Origin of the sequence: Tabrizicola caldifontis (genome assembly GCF_004762095.1) — a bacterium.
Classification (GTDB): domain Bacteria; phylum Pseudomonadota; class Alphaproteobacteria; order Rhodobacterales; family Rhodobacteraceae; genus Tabrizicola; species Tabrizicola caldifontis.
This window is the reverse complement of sequence record NZ_SIJH01000009.1, coordinates 1-15,716: the sequence shown is the minus strand read 5'-3', so window position 1 is coordinate 15,716 and position 15,716 is coordinate 1. Positions and strand designations below refer to the sequence as shown.

The 15,716-nt window shown below is 63.1% G+C and carries 28 protein-coding genes; all 28 read right to left on the bottom strand.

The features are described 5' to 3' along the window. Positions 1-45: 45 nt before the first annotated feature. The gene (locus tag EYB42_RS08890; RefSeq protein WP_135449752.1) at positions 46-1,062 is read right to left on the bottom strand and encodes a DNA-directed RNA polymerase subunit alpha; all 1,017 of its coding nucleotides are present in this window, start codon (positions 1,060-1,062) and stop codon (positions 46-48) included. Between the two features lie 122 nt (positions 1,063-1,184). Next, complete coding sequence (gene rpsK / locus EYB42_RS08885) at positions 1,185-1,580, bottom strand: 30S ribosomal protein S11 (protein ID WP_135449751.1); 396 nt, start codon at positions 1,578-1,580, stop codon at positions 1,185-1,187. Between the two features lie 12 nt (positions 1,581-1,592). Further along, complete coding sequence (rpsM, locus tag EYB42_RS08880; RefSeq protein WP_135449750.1) at positions 1,593-1,961, bottom strand: 30S ribosomal protein S13; 369 nt, start codon at positions 1,959-1,961, stop codon at positions 1,593-1,595. Between the two features lie 179 nt (positions 1,962-2,140). Beyond that, positions 2,141-2,791 carry an adenylate kinase gene (locus tag EYB42_RS08875; protein WP_135449749.1) on the bottom strand — a complete coding sequence of 217 codons (651 nt, stop codon included), beginning with the start codon at positions 2,789-2,791 and terminating at the stop codon, positions 2,141-2,143. 4 nt (positions 2,792-2,795) lie between these two features. Next, positions 2,796-4,157 carry a preprotein translocase subunit SecY gene (gene secY / locus EYB42_RS08870; protein WP_135449748.1) on the bottom strand — a complete coding sequence of 454 codons (1,362 nt, stop codon included), beginning with the start codon at positions 4,155-4,157 and terminating at the stop codon, positions 2,796-2,798. A gap of 129 nt (positions 4,158-4,286) precedes the next feature. Next, complete coding sequence (rplO, locus tag EYB42_RS08865; RefSeq protein ID WP_135449747.1) at positions 4,287-4,766, bottom strand: 50S ribosomal protein L15; 480 nt, start codon at positions 4,764-4,766, stop codon at positions 4,287-4,289. Positions 4,767-5,441: 675 nt separating this feature from the next. Beyond that, positions 5,442-5,639 carry a 50S ribosomal protein L30 gene (rpmD, locus tag EYB42_RS08860; RefSeq protein WP_135449746.1) on the bottom strand — a complete coding sequence of 66 codons (198 nt, stop codon included), beginning with the start codon at positions 5,637-5,639 and terminating at the stop codon, positions 5,442-5,444. A 2-nt stretch (positions 5,640-5,641) separates the two neighbouring features. After that, on the bottom strand, positions 5,642-6,214 hold the full coding sequence (gene rpsE, locus EYB42_RS08855; protein ID WP_135449745.1) for a 30S ribosomal protein S5: 573 nt from the start codon (positions 6,212-6,214) through the stop codon (positions 5,642-5,644). A 138-nt stretch (positions 6,215-6,352) separates the two neighbouring features. Continuing rightward, positions 6,353-6,712: a 50S ribosomal protein L18 gene (rplR, locus tag EYB42_RS08850; protein ID WP_135449866.1), complete on the bottom strand. Its 360-nt coding sequence runs from the start codon at positions 6,710-6,712 to the stop codon at positions 6,353-6,355. An 11-nt stretch (positions 6,713-6,723) separates the two neighbouring features. Then, entirely contained in the window at positions 6,724-7,257 is a 534-nt protein-coding gene (gene rplF / locus EYB42_RS08845; RefSeq protein ID WP_135449744.1) for a 50S ribosomal protein L6, read from the bottom strand. Positions 7,258-7,267: 10 nt separating this feature from the next. Further along, positions 7,268-7,666 carry a 30S ribosomal protein S8 gene (gene rpsH, locus EYB42_RS08840; protein ID WP_135449743.1) on the bottom strand — a complete coding sequence of 133 codons (399 nt, stop codon included), beginning with the start codon at positions 7,664-7,666 and terminating at the stop codon, positions 7,268-7,270. A 12-nt stretch (positions 7,667-7,678) separates the two neighbouring features. Beyond that, a complete protein-coding gene (gene rpsN / locus EYB42_RS08835; protein ID WP_135449742.1) occupies positions 7,679-7,984 on the bottom strand; it encodes a 30S ribosomal protein S14 in 306 nt (101 codons plus the stop codon). A 19-nt stretch (positions 7,985-8,003) separates the two neighbouring features. Next, a complete protein-coding gene (gene rplE, locus EYB42_RS08830) occupies positions 8,004-8,564 on the bottom strand; it encodes a 50S ribosomal protein L5 (protein WP_135449741.1) in 561 nt (186 codons plus the stop codon). Continuing rightward, on the bottom strand, positions 8,564-8,869 hold the full coding sequence (rplX, locus tag EYB42_RS08825; RefSeq protein WP_135449740.1) for a 50S ribosomal protein L24: 306 nt from the start codon (positions 8,867-8,869) through the stop codon (positions 8,564-8,566). The genes rplE and rplX overlap by 1 nt, the downstream gene beginning before the upstream one ends. Further along, positions 8,869-9,237: a 50S ribosomal protein L14 gene (gene rplN / locus EYB42_RS08820; protein WP_023666245.1), complete on the bottom strand. Its 369-nt coding sequence runs from the start codon at positions 9,235-9,237 to the stop codon at positions 8,869-8,871. The genes rplX and rplN overlap by 1 nt, the downstream gene beginning before the upstream one ends. Before the next feature lie 60 nt (positions 9,238-9,297). After that, positions 9,298-9,537 (bottom strand): 30S ribosomal protein S17, encoded by a 240-nt coding sequence (rpsQ, locus tag EYB42_RS08815; protein ID WP_135449739.1) that lies wholly within the window; start codon positions 9,535-9,537, stop codon positions 9,298-9,300. 11 nt (positions 9,538-9,548) lie between these two features. Further along, a complete protein-coding gene (rpmC, locus tag EYB42_RS08810) occupies positions 9,549-9,749 on the bottom strand; it encodes a 50S ribosomal protein L29 (protein WP_128515231.1) in 201 nt (66 codons plus the stop codon). A 214-nt stretch (positions 9,750-9,963) separates the two neighbouring features. After that, positions 9,964-10,587, bottom strand: a complete 624-nt coding sequence (locus EYB42_RS08805; protein WP_135449738.1) for a TIGR02466 family protein — start codon at positions 10,585-10,587, stop codon at positions 9,964-9,966. Positions 10,588-10,724: 137 nt separating this feature from the next. Continuing rightward, the gene (gene rplP / locus EYB42_RS08800; RefSeq protein WP_135449737.1) at positions 10,725-11,138 is read right to left on the bottom strand and encodes a 50S ribosomal protein L16; all 414 of its coding nucleotides are present in this window, start codon (positions 11,136-11,138) and stop codon (positions 10,725-10,727) included. 12 nt (positions 11,139-11,150) lie between these two features. Beyond that, a complete protein-coding gene (gene rpsC, locus EYB42_RS08795; protein WP_135449736.1) occupies positions 11,151-11,861 on the bottom strand; it encodes a 30S ribosomal protein S3 in 711 nt (236 codons plus the stop codon). After that, the gene (gene rplV, locus EYB42_RS08790; protein WP_135449735.1) at positions 11,861-12,241 is read right to left on the bottom strand and encodes a 50S ribosomal protein L22; all 381 of its coding nucleotides are present in this window, start codon (positions 12,239-12,241) and stop codon (positions 11,861-11,863) included. The genes rpsC and rplV overlap by 1 nt, the downstream gene beginning before the upstream one ends. 3 nt (positions 12,242-12,244) lie before the next feature. Further along, positions 12,245-12,523, bottom strand: a complete 279-nt coding sequence (gene rpsS, locus EYB42_RS08785; protein ID WP_135449734.1) for a 30S ribosomal protein S19 — start codon at positions 12,521-12,523, stop codon at positions 12,245-12,247. 3 nt (positions 12,524-12,526) lie between these two features. Next, on the bottom strand, positions 12,527-13,366 hold the full coding sequence (rplB, locus tag EYB42_RS08780) for a 50S ribosomal protein L2 (protein WP_135449733.1): 840 nt from the start codon (positions 13,364-13,366) through the stop codon (positions 12,527-12,529). Between the two features lie 127 nt (positions 13,367-13,493). After that, positions 13,494-13,814, bottom strand: coding sequence for a 50S ribosomal protein L23 (locus tag EYB42_RS08775; RefSeq protein ID WP_135449732.1), 321 nt, complete (start codon positions 13,812-13,814; stop codon positions 13,494-13,496). Further along, complete coding sequence (gene rplD, locus EYB42_RS08770) at positions 13,811-14,431, bottom strand: 50S ribosomal protein L4 (protein ID WP_135449730.1); 621 nt, start codon at positions 14,429-14,431, stop codon at positions 13,811-13,813. The genes EYB42_RS08775 and rplD overlap by 4 nt, the downstream gene beginning before the upstream one ends. Then, positions 14,428-15,150, bottom strand: coding sequence for a 50S ribosomal protein L3 (gene rplC / locus EYB42_RS08765; protein ID WP_135449728.1), 723 nt, complete (start codon positions 15,148-15,150; stop codon positions 14,428-14,430). The genes rplD and rplC overlap by 4 nt, the downstream gene beginning before the upstream one ends. A 13-nt stretch (positions 15,151-15,163) precedes the next feature. Then, complete coding sequence (gene rpsJ, locus EYB42_RS08760) at positions 15,164-15,472, bottom strand: 30S ribosomal protein S10 (protein WP_023666234.1); 309 nt, start codon at positions 15,470-15,472, stop codon at positions 15,164-15,166. A gap of 115 nt (positions 15,473-15,587) precedes the next feature. Continuing rightward, on the bottom strand, positions 15,588-15,716 hold a 129-nt coding region (locus EYB42_RS08755), incomplete at its 5' end, for an EF-Tu C-terminal domain-related protein (protein ID WP_449342966.1).

Here is a 15,716-nt window from a genome sequence, read left to right as displayed (position 1 = left end):
CTTCCCGGGCATTCATCGTAGGGTGCGCTACCGCGCACCCATGCCTTAGAACTGGTCCTCGAAGCGCTTGGCCAGATCCTCGATGTTCTCCGGCGGCCAGTCCTCGACATCCATGCCAAGGTGCAGGCCCATGCTGGACAGCACTTCCTTGATCTCGTTCAGCGACTTGCGGCCGAAGTTCGGGGTGCGCAGCATCTCGGCTTCGGTCTTCTGGATCAGGTCACCGATATAGACGATGTTGTCGTTCTTCAGGCAGTTGGCCGAGCGCACCGAAAGCTCCAGCTCGTCCACCTTCTTCAGCAGCAGCGGGTTGAACTCCAAGCCGCTGTCGATCTCGCCAGCCTTGGCGGATTCCGGCTCCTCGAAGTTGACGAAGATCGACAGCTGATCCTGCAGGATGCGTGCGGCGTAGGCCACCGCGTCCTCAGGCGTCAGCGAACCGTCGGTTTCAACCTTCATCGTCAGCTTGTCATAGTCCAGCACCTGGCCCTCGCGGGTGGGTGTGACCTCGTAGCTGACCTTCTTGACCGGCGAATAGATCGCGTCGATCGGAATCAGGCCGATCGGTGCATCTTCCGGGCGGTTCTTGTCGGCTGCGACATAGCCCTTGCCGGTGTTGACCGTCAGTTCCATGAAGACGTCGGCGCCGTCGTCCAGGTGGCAGATGACGTGATCCTTGTTCAGGATCTCGATGCCGTTCGATTCCGAGATGTCGCCAGCCGTCACCACGCCCGGACCCTTGGCCGAGATCGTCAGCCGCTTCGGCCCCTCGACCTCCATCTTCAGGCTGACGCCCTTGAGGTTCAGCACTATGTCTGTCACGTCCTCGCGCACGCCCGCCACGCTGGAAAACTCGTGCAGGACGTTGTCGATTTGCACGCTGGTGATGGCCGCGCCCTGCAGCGACGACATGAGCACACGGCGCAACGCGTTGCCCAGCGTCAGGCCGAACCCGCGCTCCAGCGGCTCGGCGATGACGGTGGCGGTGCGCGCGGCATCGGCCCCCGGCTTCACGACAAGCTGCGTCGGCTTGATGAGTTCCTGCCAGTTCTTGTGGATCATTCTGAAGCCCCTATTCCTGTCCGTGGCCAATGTCCGAAAGCCGGCGGACGCCCGAGGATCGTAAACGACGAAAACCGGGCCGCGAGGAGATGGCTCCCCGCGGCCCGGCAGAAAACAATGTCTCAGACGCGGCGACGCTTCGGCGGGCGGCAGCCGTTGTGCGCCAGCGGGGTCACGTCGCGGATCGAGGTGATCTGGAAGCCCACGGCCGCAAGCGCCCGCAGCGCCGATTCACGGCCCGAACCCGGGCCCTGCACTTCGACCTCAAGCGTGCGGACGCCGTGTTCCTGCGCCTTGCGACCCGCATCCTCGGCAGCCATCTGGGCGGCGTAGGGCGTCGACTTCCGGCTGCCCTTGAAGCCCATGGTGCCCGACGAAGACCACGAGATCGCGTTGCCCTGCACGTCCGAGATCAGGATCTTGGTGTTGTTGAACGAAGAGTTCACATGCGCCACGCCGGCGGCGATGTTCTTGCGCTCTTTCTTCTTGCCGCGGACGACCTTGGTATCGCGTGCCATCTTTCAGCCCCCTTATTTCTTCTTGCCGGCAATGGCCTTCGCGGGGCCTTTGCGGGTGCGGGCGTTGGTGTGGGTGCGCTGGCCGCGGACCGGCAGGCCCTTGCGGTGACGCAGTCCGCGGTAGCAGCCGAGGTCCATCAGACGCTTGATATTCATGCTGACCTCACGGCGCAGATCGCCCTCGACGGTCAGGTTGGCGTCGATGTATTCGCGGATCGCCAGCACTTCGGCGTCGGTCAGCTGATTCACCCGGCGGGCGCGGTCGATGTTCAGCGCCTCGCAGATGGTTTCGGCGGTGTGCGGCCCGATCCCGGTGATGTAGGTAAGCGCGATCGGAACCCGTTTCGCGGTCGGAATGTTGACGCCAGCAATACGTGCCACGCGTATCGTCCTTTTCTGTTGCGGTTCCGTAATGCCAGAACCTTTTTTCACAACTCCGCCAGGGGCGTTGCCCCGACGATCCGAACTTCCAATCAGGAAGGCCCGCAAGGCGATTCCACCGCGGGACGCCGTGCATTAGGGGCTTTTGCCCGGCCCGTCAAGGGCACGGATGACATTCTTCAGGTTTTGTCAAGAACCCGGTCGATGGCATCGGCAACCTGGCCCACATCGGCCAGCCCATCAACGGCAGACAGCAGCCCCTTGGCGTAATAGTAACCGATCAGGGGCGACGTCTTCTTGTAATATTCCATCAGTCGGGTCTTGAGGGTTTCCTCGTTGTCATCCGCCCGGCGCTTCAGGTTCGTGCTGCCGCAGACGTCGCAGGTTCCTGCAACCTTCGTCGGGCGGGTGACATCATGATAGACCGCACCGCAGTTGCCACAGGTGAAGCGTCCGGTGACCCTCGCCACCAAAGCCGCATCATCCACCTGCATCTCGATCACGGCATCAAGCTTCTGCCCCATCCGGTGAAGGAGCTCACCCAGCGCATCGGCCTGTCGGAGCGTGCGCGGAAACCCGTCGAAGATGAAACCGCCTCTCGCGCCCTCGTGCAGCTTCGCCTCGATCAGGCCGATCACGATCTCGTCCGTCACCAGCTCGCCCCGGGCCATGATGCCTTCAACGCGCTTGCCCAGCTCGGTGCCCTTGGCAATCGCTTCCTTCAGCATGTCGCCAGTCGAAAGCTGCACCATGCCGCGCGTCTGTTCCAGCCGCTTTGCCTGCGTTCCCTTGCCCGCGCCGGGCGGCCCCAGAAGGATGATGTTCGCCATAGGATCAGCGCCGTGCAGGAGCCTTGGGCGCGCCAGTCTTCTTCTTGCCGCGCAGCTGCGATTTCTCGATCAGGGCCTCATACTGGTGCGCCAGCAGATGCGACTGGACCTGCTGGATCGTGTCCATCGTGACCGAGACCACGATCAGCACCGAAGTACCGCCGAAATAGAAGGGGATCCCCAGTTCGGCAATCAGCACCTCGGGCAGGAGGCAGACCGCAGCCAGATAGGCCGACCCCAGCACGAGGATGCGGTTCACCACATATTCCAGGTAGTCCTCGGTCTTCTTGCCCGGCCGGATACCCGGGATCGACGCGTTCTGATTCTTCAGGTTCTCGGCCACATCGTCCACCTTGAACGCCACGTTGAAGGTGTAGAAATAGGCGAAGAAGATGATCATCACCGCCAGGAACAGAAGATGCAGCGGCTGGCCGTAGCCCAGATTCGCCGCCAGCCAGGACAGAACCGGATTTGTCCCCCCGCCAGAGAAGGTGCTGACGGTCGTCGGCAGCAGCAGGATCGACGAGGCGAAGATCGCCGGAATCACCCCAGCGGGGTTCACCTTGATCGGCAGGTGCGACGACCCACCTTCGTAGACCTTCATCCCAACCTGGCGGCGCGGGTAAAGGATGCTGATCTTGCGCAGCGCGCGTTCCATGAAGACGACGAAGGTGATGACGGCGACAACCATCACAAGGATCCCCAGAATCACCGGGGTTGACAGCGCGCCCGACCGCCCCTGCGCAAGGAACTGGGCAATGGCTGCGGGGATTTCCGCAACGATACCGACAAAGATGATCAGAGAAATCCCGTTGCCGATACCGCGTGCGGTGATCTGTTCGCCCAGCCACATCAGGAACATCGTGCCGCCGACCAACGTGATGACACAGGCGGCAACAAAGAACGGACCCGGAGAATGGGCCAGCCCGCCTGCCTGGATCGACATGGCAATGCCATAGCCCTGAAGGATCGCCAGCGCCACCGTGCCGTAGCGGGTGTACTGGTTCAGCTTCTTCCGACCCTGTTCGCCCTCCTTGCGCAGCTGCTGCCAGGGCGCATACATCGTGGCCAGAAGCTGCACGATGATCGAGGCGCTGATGTAGGGCATGATCCCCAGCGCGAAGATCCCCATCCGGGCCAGTGCGCCACCGGTGAACAGGTTCAGCATCCCCCCGACTGTCTGCGACGCCTGGGACATGAACTCCCGCAGGGCCTGGCCGTCGATTCCCGGCACCGGAATATAAGTGCCAAGCCGGTAGACGATCAGCAGGCCGATGGTGAAGAAGATGCGTTGGCGCAGGTCGGTTGCCTTGCCCAGCGCACTCCAGCTGAGGTTGGCGGCCATTTGCTCTGCAGCAGATGCCATGTCGGGTCTCTTTCAGGGCAAGCGCCGCCAGACCGTTCTCCGGTTGGCGGCGCGGGAAAACTGGAAGCTGATGTAAGCGACCTTCCGGCCGCTCACAATGGCTATTTGATCGCCTCCGCGCCCGGGGCCCTATTCGGCCGCAGCCGCAACCGGCGCCAGAAGCGTGACGCTGCCGCCCGCCTTTTCCACCGCTGCCACCGCCGAGGCCGAAGCGCCGGTCACGACCAGCTTGACCTTGGACGTGATCTCGCCCTTGGCCAGCACGCGGATGCCGTCGCGCTTGTTCGACGTGACTCCGGCCGCGACCAGCGCGTCCTCGGTGATATCGGCCTTGGCGTCCAGCTTGCCGGCGGCGATGAACTTCTCGATCATCCCGAGGTTCACGACCGCGTAGTGCAGCTTGTTCGGCTTGTTGAAGCCGCGCTTCGGCAGGCGGCGATAGAGCGGCATCTGGCCGCCTTCGTAGCCCCCCAGAGCAACGCCCGACCGGGACTTCTGGCCCTTGATCCCGCGCCCGGCGGTCTTACCCTTGCCCGAGCCCGGACCACGCGCCACGCGCTTCTTCTTCTTGGCCGCGCCGGGATTGTCGGCGAGTTCATGCAGTTTCATGTCGCTTCTCCTTGCCGGATGTGCCCCCGAAGCGAAACGGGACACCCACGGCTTTTCTTGATTCTCATGGCCGGACTTGGCCACCGGGGGCACTTACAGGAAGGCAAGCGGGATGGCAAGGGAAAGGGGTGGTCACGCCAGCCGTGCCGCAAGAGATGAACGATTCCAGTCGGATATGTCGTCGCCTTGGTGCGGCGCTAACTTCTTGAGAGACGGGGCAGGGCTGGACCTGCGAACGTTCGGGCCAGACGTTGCCGGGCAGGTGGCCGGAAGGAAATGGGCGCCCCGCGGATGGAGCTTGGCAGCCCGGCATTACCCGGAATGCGTTTCGGTTGATCCGTCTGGGGAGCAACTTTCCATCGCGCCCGAGTCCAGACCAATCAATGGCAGTGCACGCGTCCTTGCGAATTGTCCATATGACAGCATTGTCCCGGAGGAGAGCTCTTGCGGCAGCCTCCTCCATGTGCGTTGGCAGCGGTCGCGAAAGCGGACGAAAGCGCGAAAGCAAGTGCGATCAGAAATCTCAACATCAGAACCCCTCCAGAGAAATCCTCCCAGAAAGGTTAACACACTTTCCATCCGCGCAAACGGAAAACGCCCCCGCAGGTCCGCGAGGGCGTCTTGATTTCAACGGGCGGCGGGCGGATCGCCCACCCTGCGCCGAAGCGTCAGGCCTTAGCCGCGCTCTTCGATGATCTGGACCAGGTGGCTGATCGAGTTCACCATGCCGCGCACCGAGGGGGTGTCCTCCAGCTCGCGGGTGCGGTTCAGCTTGTTCAGGCCGAGGCCCTTGAGCGTCGCGGTCTGCACGGCCGGACGGCGGGCGGCCGAGCGGATCTGCTTCACGACGATGGTTTTCTTCTTGTCAGCCATGCTCAGGCCTCCACGGTATCAGTTTCGGGCTTCCGAAGGATCTCGGCCACCTTCTTGCCACGACGCGACGCAACCGAACGGGGCGAAGCTTCGCGCTTGAGCCCGTCGATGGTGGCGCGGATCATGTTGTAGGGGTTCTGGCTGCCGATCGACTTGGCGACGACATCCTGCACGCCAAGCATCTCGAACACGGCGCGCATCGGACCGCCGGCGATGATCCCGGTACCGGCGACAGCGGAACGCATCACCACCTTGCCCGCACCGTGGCGGCCTTCCATGTCGTGATGCAGCGTGCGGCTGTCCTTCAGCGGCACGCGGATCATGCTGCGCTTGGCCTGCTCGGTCGCCTTGCGAATCGCTTCCGGCACTTCCTTGGCCTTGCCCTTGCCAAAGCCGACACGGCCGCGCTGGTCGCCAACGACCACCAGGGCCGCAAAGCCGAAGCGCTTGCCACCCTTGACGGTTTTCGAGACGCGGTTGATCGCGACCAGACGGTCGGCGAATTCCGGGGTTTCTTCTGGCCGGTTGTCGCGACGGTCGTCACGACGCTCCCGGCGGTTCTCACGTTCTGCCATCTGGCAATTCCTTCGTGGTGGCGCACTTCGCGCCGTTGCAGCCAATCCTGGTGCCCCCGGTCTGGCCGGGAACCCGGATCATCGGGGCGGCACGGATGCCGCCCGCCTTGTTCAATCTGCCCGCCTGCGCGGACGGGATCAGAACTTCAGGCCGCCTTCGCGGGCGGCATCGGCAAGCGCCTTGATCTTGCCGTGGAACAGGAAGCCGCCACGGTCGAAGTAGCACTCTTCCACACCGGCCTTCTTTGCCCGCTCGGCAATCGCCGCGCCGACCTTGGCCGACGCTTCCAGGTTGTTCTTGCCGACGACGCCAAGTTCTTTCTCCAGGCTCGACGCCGAAGCAATGGTCACACCCTTCACGTCGTCGATCAGCTGGACGCTGATGTTCTTCGAAGAACGGTGCACCGACAGGCGCAGGCGGCCATGGGAGGTCGCCTTGATCTTGTTCCGGACGCGCAGGCGGCGCTTGAGGAACAGCTCTCTCTTTTTCAAAGCCATTTTCGCCACCCTTACTTCTTCTTGCCTTCCTTGCGGAAGATGTACTCGTCCTTGTAGCGGATGCCTTTGCCCTTGTAGGGCTCCGGCCGCTTCCACTCGCGGATGTTAGCGGCGACCTGGCCGACCAGTTGCTGGTCGATGCCTTCCACGATGATCTCGGTCGGCTTCGAGGAAGTGACGGTCACCCCCTTCGGCACTTCGAAATTCACTTCGTGGCTGTAGCCGAGCGACAGTTTCAGGATGTTACCCTGAACGGCGGCACGGTAGCCGACGCCCTGGATTTCCATCTCTTTCCTGAAGCCGATCGAGACACCGGTCACCAGGTTCTCGATCATCGAGCGGGTCATCCCCCACTGCTGACGCGCACGCTTGGACAGGCCACGCGGGGTGACCTTCACCTCATCGCCCTCGATGGTGATGGTGACATCGTCGCCCGCAGTAAAGGAACGGGTGCCCTTCGGGCCCTTCACCTCGATGGTCTGGCCGCTGATCGAGGCAGAGGTGCCTTTGACCAGCGTAACCGGTTTTCTGCCGATACGGGACATGCAACCCTCCTCAGAACACGGTGCAAAGCACTTCGCCGCCGACATTGGCTGCGCGTGCGTTTGCATCCGAAAGAACGCCCTTGGGGGTCGAGACGATGGCGACGCCCAGTCCGTTCCGGACCGAGGGAAGCTCGCTGACACCCATGTAGACACGACGGCCGGGCTTGGACACGCGCTTCAGTTCGCGGATCACGGGCTCGCCTTCGTAGTATTTCAGGCTGATGACGAATTCGCCCTGGCCATTGGCCGTGTCGTTCTTTTCGTAGCCACGGATGTAGCCTTCGGACAGCAGCACTTCCAGCACGCGACCGCGCAGCGTCGAGGCGGGGGTCGTCACGGTGGACTTGCCGCGCATCTGGGCGTTGCGGATACGGGTCAGCATATCGCCGAGAGGATCGTTCATGGACATCTGATGCCTCCCTTACCAGCTGGACTTGACCATGCCGGGAATCCGGCCGAACGAGGCCAGGTCGCGCAGCATGATGCGGCTGAGTTTGAGCTTGCGGTAATACGCATGAGGACGGCCCGTCAGCTGGCAGCGGTTGTGGATCCGCGTCGCAGACGAGTTGCGGGGCATCTCGGCCAGTTTCAGAGTCGCCTTGAAACGCTCTTCCATCGGCTTCGACTGATCGTTGATCACCGCTTTCAGCGCGGCGCGCTTGGCAGCATGCTGCTTCACCAGCTTCGCCCGCTTCACTTCGCGGTTCACCATGGATTTCTTTGCCATATCTCAGGTTCCTCGCGGCTTACGACGTGAAGGGCATGTTGAAATGCTTCAACAACGCCTTGGCTTCCGCGTCGGTTTTCGCGGTGGTGCAGATGATGATGTCCATCCCCAGAACCTCATCGACCTTGTCGAAGTTGATCTCGGGGAACACGATGTGCTCTTTCAGGCCCATGGCATAGTTGCCGCGACCATCGAAGCTGTTGCCCTTGACGCCGCGAAAGTCGCGGACGCGGGGCAGCGCCACGTTGATGAGCCGGTCGAGGAATTCGTACATCCGGTCGCCGCGCAGCGTGACCTTGCAGCCGATCGGCATGTCCTCGCGGACCCGGAAGCCGGCGATCGACTTCTTGGCCTTGGTGATCACGGCCTTCTGACCAGCGATCTGCGACAGCTCTTCGGCGGCCTGCTTCACCTTCTTGGTGTCCTTGACCGCCTCACCGACCCCCATGTTCAGGACGATCTTGTCCAGCTTCGGGATCTGCATGTCGTTCTTGTAGCCGAATTCCGACTTCATCGCCGCGCGGATCTTGTCCGAATAGACGGCTTTCAGGCGGGGCGTGTATTTCGCTGCATCCAGCATCAGATCACCTCCCCGGTTGTCTTGGCATAACGGACCTTCTTGTCACCTTCCATGCGGAAGCCGACGCGGGTCGGTTTGCCGTTCTTGTCCACGATCGCCAGGTTCGACAGGTCGATCGGCATCGCCTTCGGCAGCCGGCCGCCCTGCGACGCCGCCGATTGCTTCGTGTGCCGGATGGCGATGTTCACACCTTCCACGATGGCCTTGTTTTCCTTCGGGAAGACAGCCGAAATCTCGCCGGTCTTGCCTTTGTCCTTGCCGGTAAGCACGACGACCGTGTCACCCTTCTTCAGCTTGGCAGCCATCAGAGCACCTCCGGAGCCAGCGAGATGATCTTCATGAAATTCTTGGCCCGCAGCTCGCGCACGACCGGCCCGAAGATACGGGTGCCGACCGGTTCGCCCTGGTTGTTCAGGATGACGGCGGCGTTGCGATCGAAACGGATCGAGGTGCCGTCTTCACGGCGGACTTCCTTGGCGGTGCGCACGACGACGGCCTTGCGGACGTCGCCCTTCTTCACGCGGCCCTTCGGAATCGCCTCCTTGACCGACACCACGATGATGTCGCCCACGGAAGCATAACGGCGGTGCGAACCGCCAAGAACCTTGATGCACTGCACCCGGCGCGCGCCGGAGTTGTCAGCGACATCCAGATTCGTCTGCATCTGGATCATTTTTTCAGTCTCCCGACCTTCAGGGACGCGCCCTGGGGTTTCGTTCGGGACCGGAGCGACTTACGCGGTAGCGTCGGTCACCACGGTCCAGCGTTTCGTCTTCGAGATCGGCGCGCATTCCTCGATGCGGACCACGTCGCCGACCTTGAACTTGTTCTCCGGGTCATGCGCCCGGTATTTCTTCGACTTGCGGACGGTCTTCTGCAGCAGCGGGTGCTTGAAGCGGCGTTCCACGAGAACGGTGATCGTCTGCTCGTTCTTGTCCGAGGTGACGACGCCTTGCAGGATGCGTTTCGGCATGACTTTACCCCTTACTTCGCAGCTTCAGCGGCTTTTTGGTTGAGAACGGTCTTGATGCGGGCAACGTCGCGGCGGACGGCACGCATGCGGGCGGTGTTCTCAAGCTGGTTGGTCGCTTGCTGGAAGCGCAGGTTGAAGGCTTCCTTCTTCAGCTGGATCAGGCTGTCGCGCAGCTGGTCCGGCGTCTTCGAACGCAGTTCTTCGGCTTTCATGCCGGCCTTTCCTTTTCACAATCGCCAGTCAGCCCCTGGGTCAGGGTAACTGATCGCCTGGCGGATCAATGACAATCCGCGACGCCCGAGTCGCCCCCGGGAATCGCAGATGCGCCCGTATAGGGGGGAAGTCGGCAGGGGGCAAGGGCAATCGTAGGGTGTGCTCCAGCACACCGGCGGACGGTGCGCTGGAGCACACCTTACAATCCCGCCTTCACGCCCACCCATAGTTGAAGCTGACCGAGATCCGCTCCTCCTCGGACATGTTCATCGGCACCTCGTGGCGCAGCCAGCTTTCCCAGAGGAGAACCTCGCCCACCGCGGGCTTCACATAGACGAACCGCTGCAATTCCTGCGGTGCGGTTTTCAGCGGCACGGGGGCCAGCATCATCATCGGCAGGCGCGGATCCTCCAGCTTCAGCGCAGAGGTCCCCTCCGGCATCGCGACATAGGTCGTGCCCGAGATCACCGAATGCGGGTGGATGTGGCTGGCGTGGGTGCCGCCTTCGGGCAGGATGTTGATCCAGAGGGAGTTGCATTTCAGCTTGCGGTCGCCCAGGTCGAAGCCGAGGTCGGCGCAGAAGGCGGCGACGTGGCGGTCGAGCGCCTTTTCCAGATCGGCGAAGATCGGCATCCGCCACGCCAGATCATTCAGCGAGGCATAGGACGTATAGCCGGGATAGCCGTTCGCCTCGCACCACTCCTGGCCCGCCTCGTCATCCTCGGCGATGGTTTCGCAGGTGATGCGCAACTCGTCGTAATCAACCTTCTTCTTGGCGAGTTCGTTCAGTTTCGCGCGGTAGAGGCGGGTGACGAAAAGGGAGGTGATGTCGGGCATACTGTCCTCGCGGGTGCCCCCCTCCCTCCTCCCCCCGCACGAGGGGAGGAGAGGCGCGGGGTGGCCGTTCGATGAAAAAGCCCCCGCCGTTTCCAGCGGGGGCCATGATCGCAGGGTGCGCTACAGCGCACCGATCCTTACCAGTCTTCCTTCGCGACGACGCGGGTCTTGACCGGCAGCTTCATCGCGCCGAGACGCAGCGCCTCGCGTGCTGTCTCCTCGTTCACACCGTCGATCTCGAACATGATCCGGCCCGGCTTGACCTTGCAGGCCCAATAGTCGGTCGAACCCTTGCCCGAACCCATCCGGACCTCGACGGGCTTCGCCGACACCGGAACGTCCGGGAAGATCCGGATCCAGACCCGGCCCTGGCGCTTCATGTGGCGGGTAATCGCGCGGCGGGCCGCCTCGATCTGCCGCGCGGTGACGCGCTCGGGCTCGGTTGCCTTGAGGGCGAAGGAGCCGAAGTTGATCAGGAACCCACCCTTGGCTTCGCCATGGATGCGGCCCTTGTGCATCTTGCGATACTTGGTGCGCTTGGGTTGCAGCATCTTCTCTACTCCTTACGCCCGTTCGCGGCGCGGACCGCGCGGAGCCGGACCGTCGGCGGATTCGGCCAGACGACGGTCATGCGCCTGCGGATCGTGTTCCAGGATCTCGCCCTTGAAGATCCAGACCTTGACGCCGATGACGCCATAGGGGGTCTGGGCTTCGCTCAGCGCATAGTCGATGTCGGCGCGCAGGGTATGCAGCGGCACGCGGCCTTCGCGATACCATTCGGTCCGGGCAATCTCGGCCCCGCCGAGGCGGCCCGACACGTTGACCCGGATGCCAAGCGCGCCCATCCGCATCGCGTTCTGCACGCCGCGCTTCATCGCGCGGCGGAAGGAGACGCGGCGTTCCATCTGCTGAGCGATCGATTCGGCCACCAGCTGGGCGTCGAGCTCCGGCTTGCGGACCTCGACGATGTTCAGGTGCAGCTCCGACTTGGTGAACTGCGACAGCTTCTTGCGCAGCGTCTCGATGTCAGCACCCTTCTTGCCGATGATCACGCCCGGACGCGCGCTGTGAATGGTCACACGGCACTTCTTGTGCGGACGCTCGATGATCACGCGGCTGATGCCCGCCTGCTTGAGCTCCTGATGGATGAAATCGCGCATCTTCAGGTCTTCCAGCAGCAAATTGCCGTAGTCTTTCGACTCGGCGAACCAGCGGCTGTCCCAGGTGCGGTTGACCTGCAGGCGCATCCCGATCGGGTTAACCTTCTGTCCCATTACGCGGTCTCCCCGGCTTGACGGACCTTGATGGTGATTTCCGAGAACGGCTTCATGATCTTGCCGAACCGGCCACGCGCCCGCGGACGGCCCCGCTTCATCACCAGGTTCTTGCCGACCCAGGCTTCCGCCACGATCAGATTGTCCACGTCGAGGTTGTGGTTGTTCTCTGCGTTGGCGATCGCCGACTGCAGACACTTCTTCACGTCACCCGCGATGCGGCGCTTGGAGAAGGTGAGGTCAGCCAGTGCCTTGTCTACCTTCTTGCCGCGGATCATGCCGGCAACCAGGTTCAGTTTCTGCGGCGACGTGCGCAGCATGCGCAGCACGGCCATCGCTTCGTTGTCCGCCACGCGGCGGGGGTTCTTTTCCGCACCCATGGCTTACTTCCTCTTCGCTTTCTTGTCGGCGGCGTGACCATAGTAGGTCCGCGTCGGCGAATATTCGCCGAATTTCTGGCCGATCATTTCCTCGGTGACGAGCACGGGAATGTGCTTCTTGCCGTTGTAAACGCCGAAGGTCAGACCGACGAACTGCGGCAGGATGGTGGAGCGGCGCGACCAGATCTTGATCACCTCGCCCTTGCCCGATGCCTTCGCCTTCTCTGCCTTCTTCAGCAGATAGCCGTCGACGAACGGGCCTTTCCAGACGGAACGTGCCATGGATTAACGCCCTTTCTTCCTGGCGTGACGCGACCGGACGATGAGCTTGTCCGAAGCCTTCGGCTTGCGCGTCTTGTTGCCCTTGGTGCCCTTGCCCCAGGGAGTGACCGGGTGACGACCGCCCGAGGTCCGGCCTTCGCCGCCGCCATGCGGGTGGTCGATCGGGTTCATCGCGACACCGCGGACCGTCGGGCGAATGCCCTTGTGGCGCATGCGCCCTGCTTTCCCGAAGTTCTGGTTCGAGTTGTCGGGGTTCGACACGGCACCGATGGTGGCCATGCATTCCTGACGGACCATGCGCAGTTCACCCGAAGACAGGCGAATCTGGGCATAGGCTCCGTCGCGGCCGACGAACTGCGCATAGGTGCCCGCCGCACGGGCCAGCTGCCCACCCTTGCCGGGCTTCAGCTCGACGTTGTGAACGATCGTCCCGATCGGCATGCCGCTGAACGGCATCGCGTTGCCCGGCTTGACGTCGGTCTTGGCGCCGGCGATGACCTGGTCGCCAACGGCCAGACGCTGTGGCGCCAGGATATAGGACAGCTCGCCATCGGCATACTTGACCAAGGCGATGAACGCGGTGCGATTGGGATCGTATTCGATACGCTCAACCGTCGCGGGAACGTCGAACTTGCGACGCTTGAAATCGACCACGCGGTAAAGGCGCTTGGCCCCCCCGCCCTGGTGACGCATGGTGACCCGTCCGAGGTTGTTCCGGCCGCCGGTGCCGATCAGCCCTTCGGTAAGGGCTTTGACCGGACGGCCTTTCCACAGCTCCGAACGGTCGATCAGAACCAGCCCGCGCTGGCCAGGCGTCGTCGGTTTATACGACTTGAGTGCCATGTTTCCTGTCTTCCGTTTGCTTGCACGGGTGTCGCCACCCGGCGGTGAAGGGCTCCGAAGATCCCCGATTTAGCGAAACATGACGGCCCCGGTCTTCCCGGGGCCGCCGTGAGTCGCGCGCCTATTATCAGAGGCCGGTGGTGACGTCGATAGTCTGACCGTCTTCCAGCGTGACATAGGCCTTCTTGCGATCGCTCCGCTCGCCGGGACGACCGCGGAAGCGCTTGACCTTGCCCTTGGTGATGGTGGTGTTCACCGCCTTCACCTTGACCCCGAAAACGGCTTCGACCGCTTCCTTGATCTGGGGCTTGGTCGCATCCATGGCGACCTGAAACACCACGGCACCTGCCTCGGAGGCCATGGTGGCCTTTTCGGTGATGACCGGCTTCTGGATCAGGTCGTAGTGCTCCGGCTTCAGGGCCGCAGCGGTCTTGGGTGCCTTGCTCATTTCAGACGCGCCTCCAGGGCTTCGACACCGGCCTTGGTGATGACCAGCGTATCACGCTTCAGGATGTCGTAGACGTTCGCGCCGATGGTCGGCAGGACGTCCACGCCCTCCAGGTTGCGGGCGGCCAGAGCGAAGTTCGCATCGACCGAAGCGCCGTCGATGATCAGGACGCGCTTCCAGCCGAGTTCCGCCTTCATCTTGGCCAGTTGGGCGGTCTTGGCCTCGGCCAGGGTAGCCGCGTCCAGAATCACCAGCTCACCCGCCTTGGCCTTGGCCGACAGTGCGTGCCGCAGCCCGAGGGCGCGAACCTTCTTCGGCAGATCATGGGCGTGGCTGCGCGGGGTCGGGCCCTTGTAGACGCCACCATGACGGAAGATCGGCGCCTTCTTCGAACCGTGGCGTGCGCCCCCGGTGCCCTTCTGGCGATAGATCTTCTTCGTCGAGTAGGAGACGTCCGACTTGCCCAGCGTCGAATGCGTGCCGGCCTGGGCCTTGGCCCGCTGCCAGCGCACCACGCGGTGCAGGATGTCGGCGCGCGGCTCGAGGCCGAACAGCGCCTCGTCCAGCTCGATCGAGCCGGCCTTCTTGCCGTCCAGCTTGATCACATCAAGTTTCATGCTTCACCCCCTTCGGCGGCAACTTCGGCGGCCGGAGCAGCGGCAGCGGTGCGGATCGCGGCCGGACGCGGCGCGTCCTTCAGCGCGGGCTTCTTGACGGCATCCTTGATCGTGACCCAGCCACCCTTGGACCCGGGCACAGCGCCCTTGATCATGATCAGACCGCGCTCGGCATCGGTGCGCACCACCTGCAGGTTCTGCGTGGTCACGCGAACCGCACCCAGATGGCCAGCCATCTTCTTGCCCTTGAACACCTTGCCGGGGTCCTGGCACTGGCCGGTCGAACCGTGCGAGCGATGGCTGATCGACACGCCGTGACTGGCGCGCAGACCGCCGAAGTTGTGCCGCTTCATCGCGCCGGCAAAGCCCTTCCCGATCGAGGTGCCGGCCACATCGACGTACTGACCGGCGAGATAATGGTCGGCGGTGATTTCCGCCCCCACATCGATCAGGCAATCCGGCGAGACGCGGAATTCCGCGATCTTGCGCTTCGGCGCCACATTGGCCTTGGCGAAATGCCCGCGCTGCGCGGCACTCGTCCGCTTGGCCTTGGCAACGCCCGCGCCCAGCTGGACGGCGGTATAGCCGTCCTTTTCGACGGTGCGCTGCGCCACGACCTGCAGGCTGTCCAGTTGCAGGACCGTCACCGGAACCTGCTTGCCATCCTCGAGGAACAGCCGGGTCATTCCCAGCTTCTTTGCGATCACTCCAGAGCGCATCGATCTGCCCTCCTCAAACCTTGATCTCGACATCCACGCCGGCGGCGAGGTCGAGCTTCATCAGCGCGTCCACCGTCTGCGGGGTGGGATCGACGATGTCGAGAAGACGCTTGTGCGTGCGGATCTCCCACTGGTCACGCGACTTCTTGTCGATGTGCGGACCACGGAGAACCGTGAACTTCTCGATCTTGTTCGGCAGGGGAATCGGGCCGCGCACCTGGGCGCCCGTCCGCTTGGCGGTGTTCACGATCTCCTGGGTGCTGGCATCCAGCACGCGGTAGTCGAACGCTTTCAAGCGGATGCGGATGGTCTGACCTTGCATCACTGTTTTCCTTTTAGAACATCGGCCTGAGCAATGGCACCCACCCGAGAGGTTCTGTTTCGTTGGTCGGAGGGCGGGCTTCTACAGCCCGCCCGTTCCTATTGCAAGCCGCGATCTAGGCGATGATTTTCGAGACGACGCCTGCGCCGACGGTGCGGCCGCCTTCGCGGATGGCGAAGCGCAGCTTCTCTTCCATCGCGATCGGGGCGATCAGCTCCACCTCGAACTTCAGGTTGTCGCCCGG

Bases quoted from the DNA above. Each gene is read 5' to 3' on its own strand.
- EYB42_RS08890 (WP_135449752.1), bottom strand. From the start codon at position 1,062: ATGATCCACAAGAACTGGCAGGAACTCATCAAGCCGACGCAGCTTGTC.
- rpsK (WP_135449751.1), bottom strand. From the start codon at position 1,580: ATGGCACGCGATACCAAGGTCGTCCGCGGCAAGAAGAAAGAGCGCAAG.
- EYB42_RS08875 (WP_135449749.1), bottom strand. From the start codon at position 2,791: ATGGCGAACATCATCCTTCTGGGGCCGCCCGGCGCGGGCAAGGGAACG.
- secY (WP_135449748.1), bottom strand. From the start codon at position 4,157: ATGGCATCTGCTGCAGAGCAAATGGCCGCCAACCTCAGCTGGAGTGCG.
- rplO (WP_135449747.1), bottom strand. From the start codon at position 4,766: ATGAAACTGCATGAACTCGCCGACAATCCCGGCGCGGCCAAGAAGAAG.
- rpmD (WP_135449746.1), bottom strand. From the start codon at position 5,639: ATGGCTGACAAGAAGAAAACCATCGTCGTGAAGCAGATCCGCTCGGCC.
- rpsE (WP_135449745.1), bottom strand. From the start codon at position 6,214: ATGGCAGAACGTGAGAACCGCCGGGAGCGTCGTGACGACCGTCGCGAC.
- rplR (WP_135449866.1), bottom strand. From the start codon at position 6,712: ATGGCTTTGAAAAAGAGAGAGCTGTTCCTCAAGCGCCGCCTGCGCGTC.
- rplF (WP_135449744.1), bottom strand. From the start codon at position 7,257: ATGTCCCGTATCGGCAGAAAACCGGTTACGCTGGTCAAAGGCACCTCT.
- rpsH (WP_135449743.1), bottom strand. From the start codon at position 7,666: ATGTCCATGAACGATCCTCTCGGCGATATGCTGACCCGTATCCGCAAC.
- rpsN (WP_135449742.1), bottom strand. From the start codon at position 7,984: ATGGCAAAGAAATCCATGGTGAACCGCGAAGTGAAGCGGGCGAAGCTG.
- rplE (WP_135449741.1), bottom strand. From the start codon at position 8,564: ATGCTGGATGCAGCGAAATACACGCCCCGCCTGAAAGCCGTCTATTCG.
- rplX (WP_135449740.1), bottom strand. From the start codon at position 8,869: ATGGCTGCCAAGCTGAAGAAGGGTGACACGGTCGTCGTGCTTACCGGC.
- rplN (WP_023666245.1), bottom strand. From the start codon at position 9,237: ATGATCCAGATGCAGACGAATCTGGATGTCGCTGACAACTCCGGCGCG.
- rpsQ (WP_135449739.1), bottom strand. From the start codon at position 9,537: ATGCCGAAACGCATCCTGCAAGGCGTCGTCACCTCGGACAAGAACGAG.
- rpmC (WP_128515231.1), bottom strand. From the start codon at position 9,749: ATGAAAGCCGAAGAACTGCGTTCGAAGACGCCGGACCAGCTGCGCGAC.
- EYB42_RS08805 (WP_135449738.1), bottom strand. From the start codon at position 10,587: ATGCCCGACATCACCTCCCTTTTCGTCACCCGCCTCTACCGCGCGAAA.
- rplP (WP_135449737.1), bottom strand. From the start codon at position 11,138: ATGCTGCAACCCAAGCGCACCAAGTATCGCAAGATGCACAAGGGCCGC.
- rpsC (WP_135449736.1), bottom strand. From the start codon at position 11,861: ATGGGACAGAAGGTTAACCCGATCGGGATGCGCCTGCAGGTCAACCGC.
- rplV (WP_135449735.1), bottom strand. From the start codon at position 12,241: ATGGGTGCGGAAAAGAACCCCCGCCGCGTGGCGGACAACGAAGCGATG.
- rpsS (WP_135449734.1), bottom strand. From the start codon at position 12,523: ATGGCACGTTCCGTCTGGAAAGGCCCGTTCGTCGACGGCTATCTGCTG.
- rplB (WP_135449733.1), bottom strand. From the start codon at position 13,366: ATGGCACTCAAGTCGTATAAACCGACGACGCCTGGCCAGCGCGGGCTG.
- EYB42_RS08775 (WP_135449732.1), bottom strand. From the start codon at position 13,814: ATGAGCAAGGCACCCAAGACCGCTGCGGCCCTGAAGCCGGAGCACTAC.
- rplD (WP_135449730.1), bottom strand. From the start codon at position 14,431: ATGAAACTTGATGTGATCAAGCTGGACGGCAAGAAGGCCGGCTCGATC.
- rplC (WP_135449728.1), bottom strand. From the start codon at position 15,150: ATGCGCTCTGGAGTGATCGCAAAGAAGCTGGGAATGACCCGGCTGTTC.
- rpsJ (WP_023666234.1), bottom strand. From the start codon at position 15,472: ATGCAAGGTCAGACCATCCGCATCCGCTTGAAAGCGTTCGACTACCGC.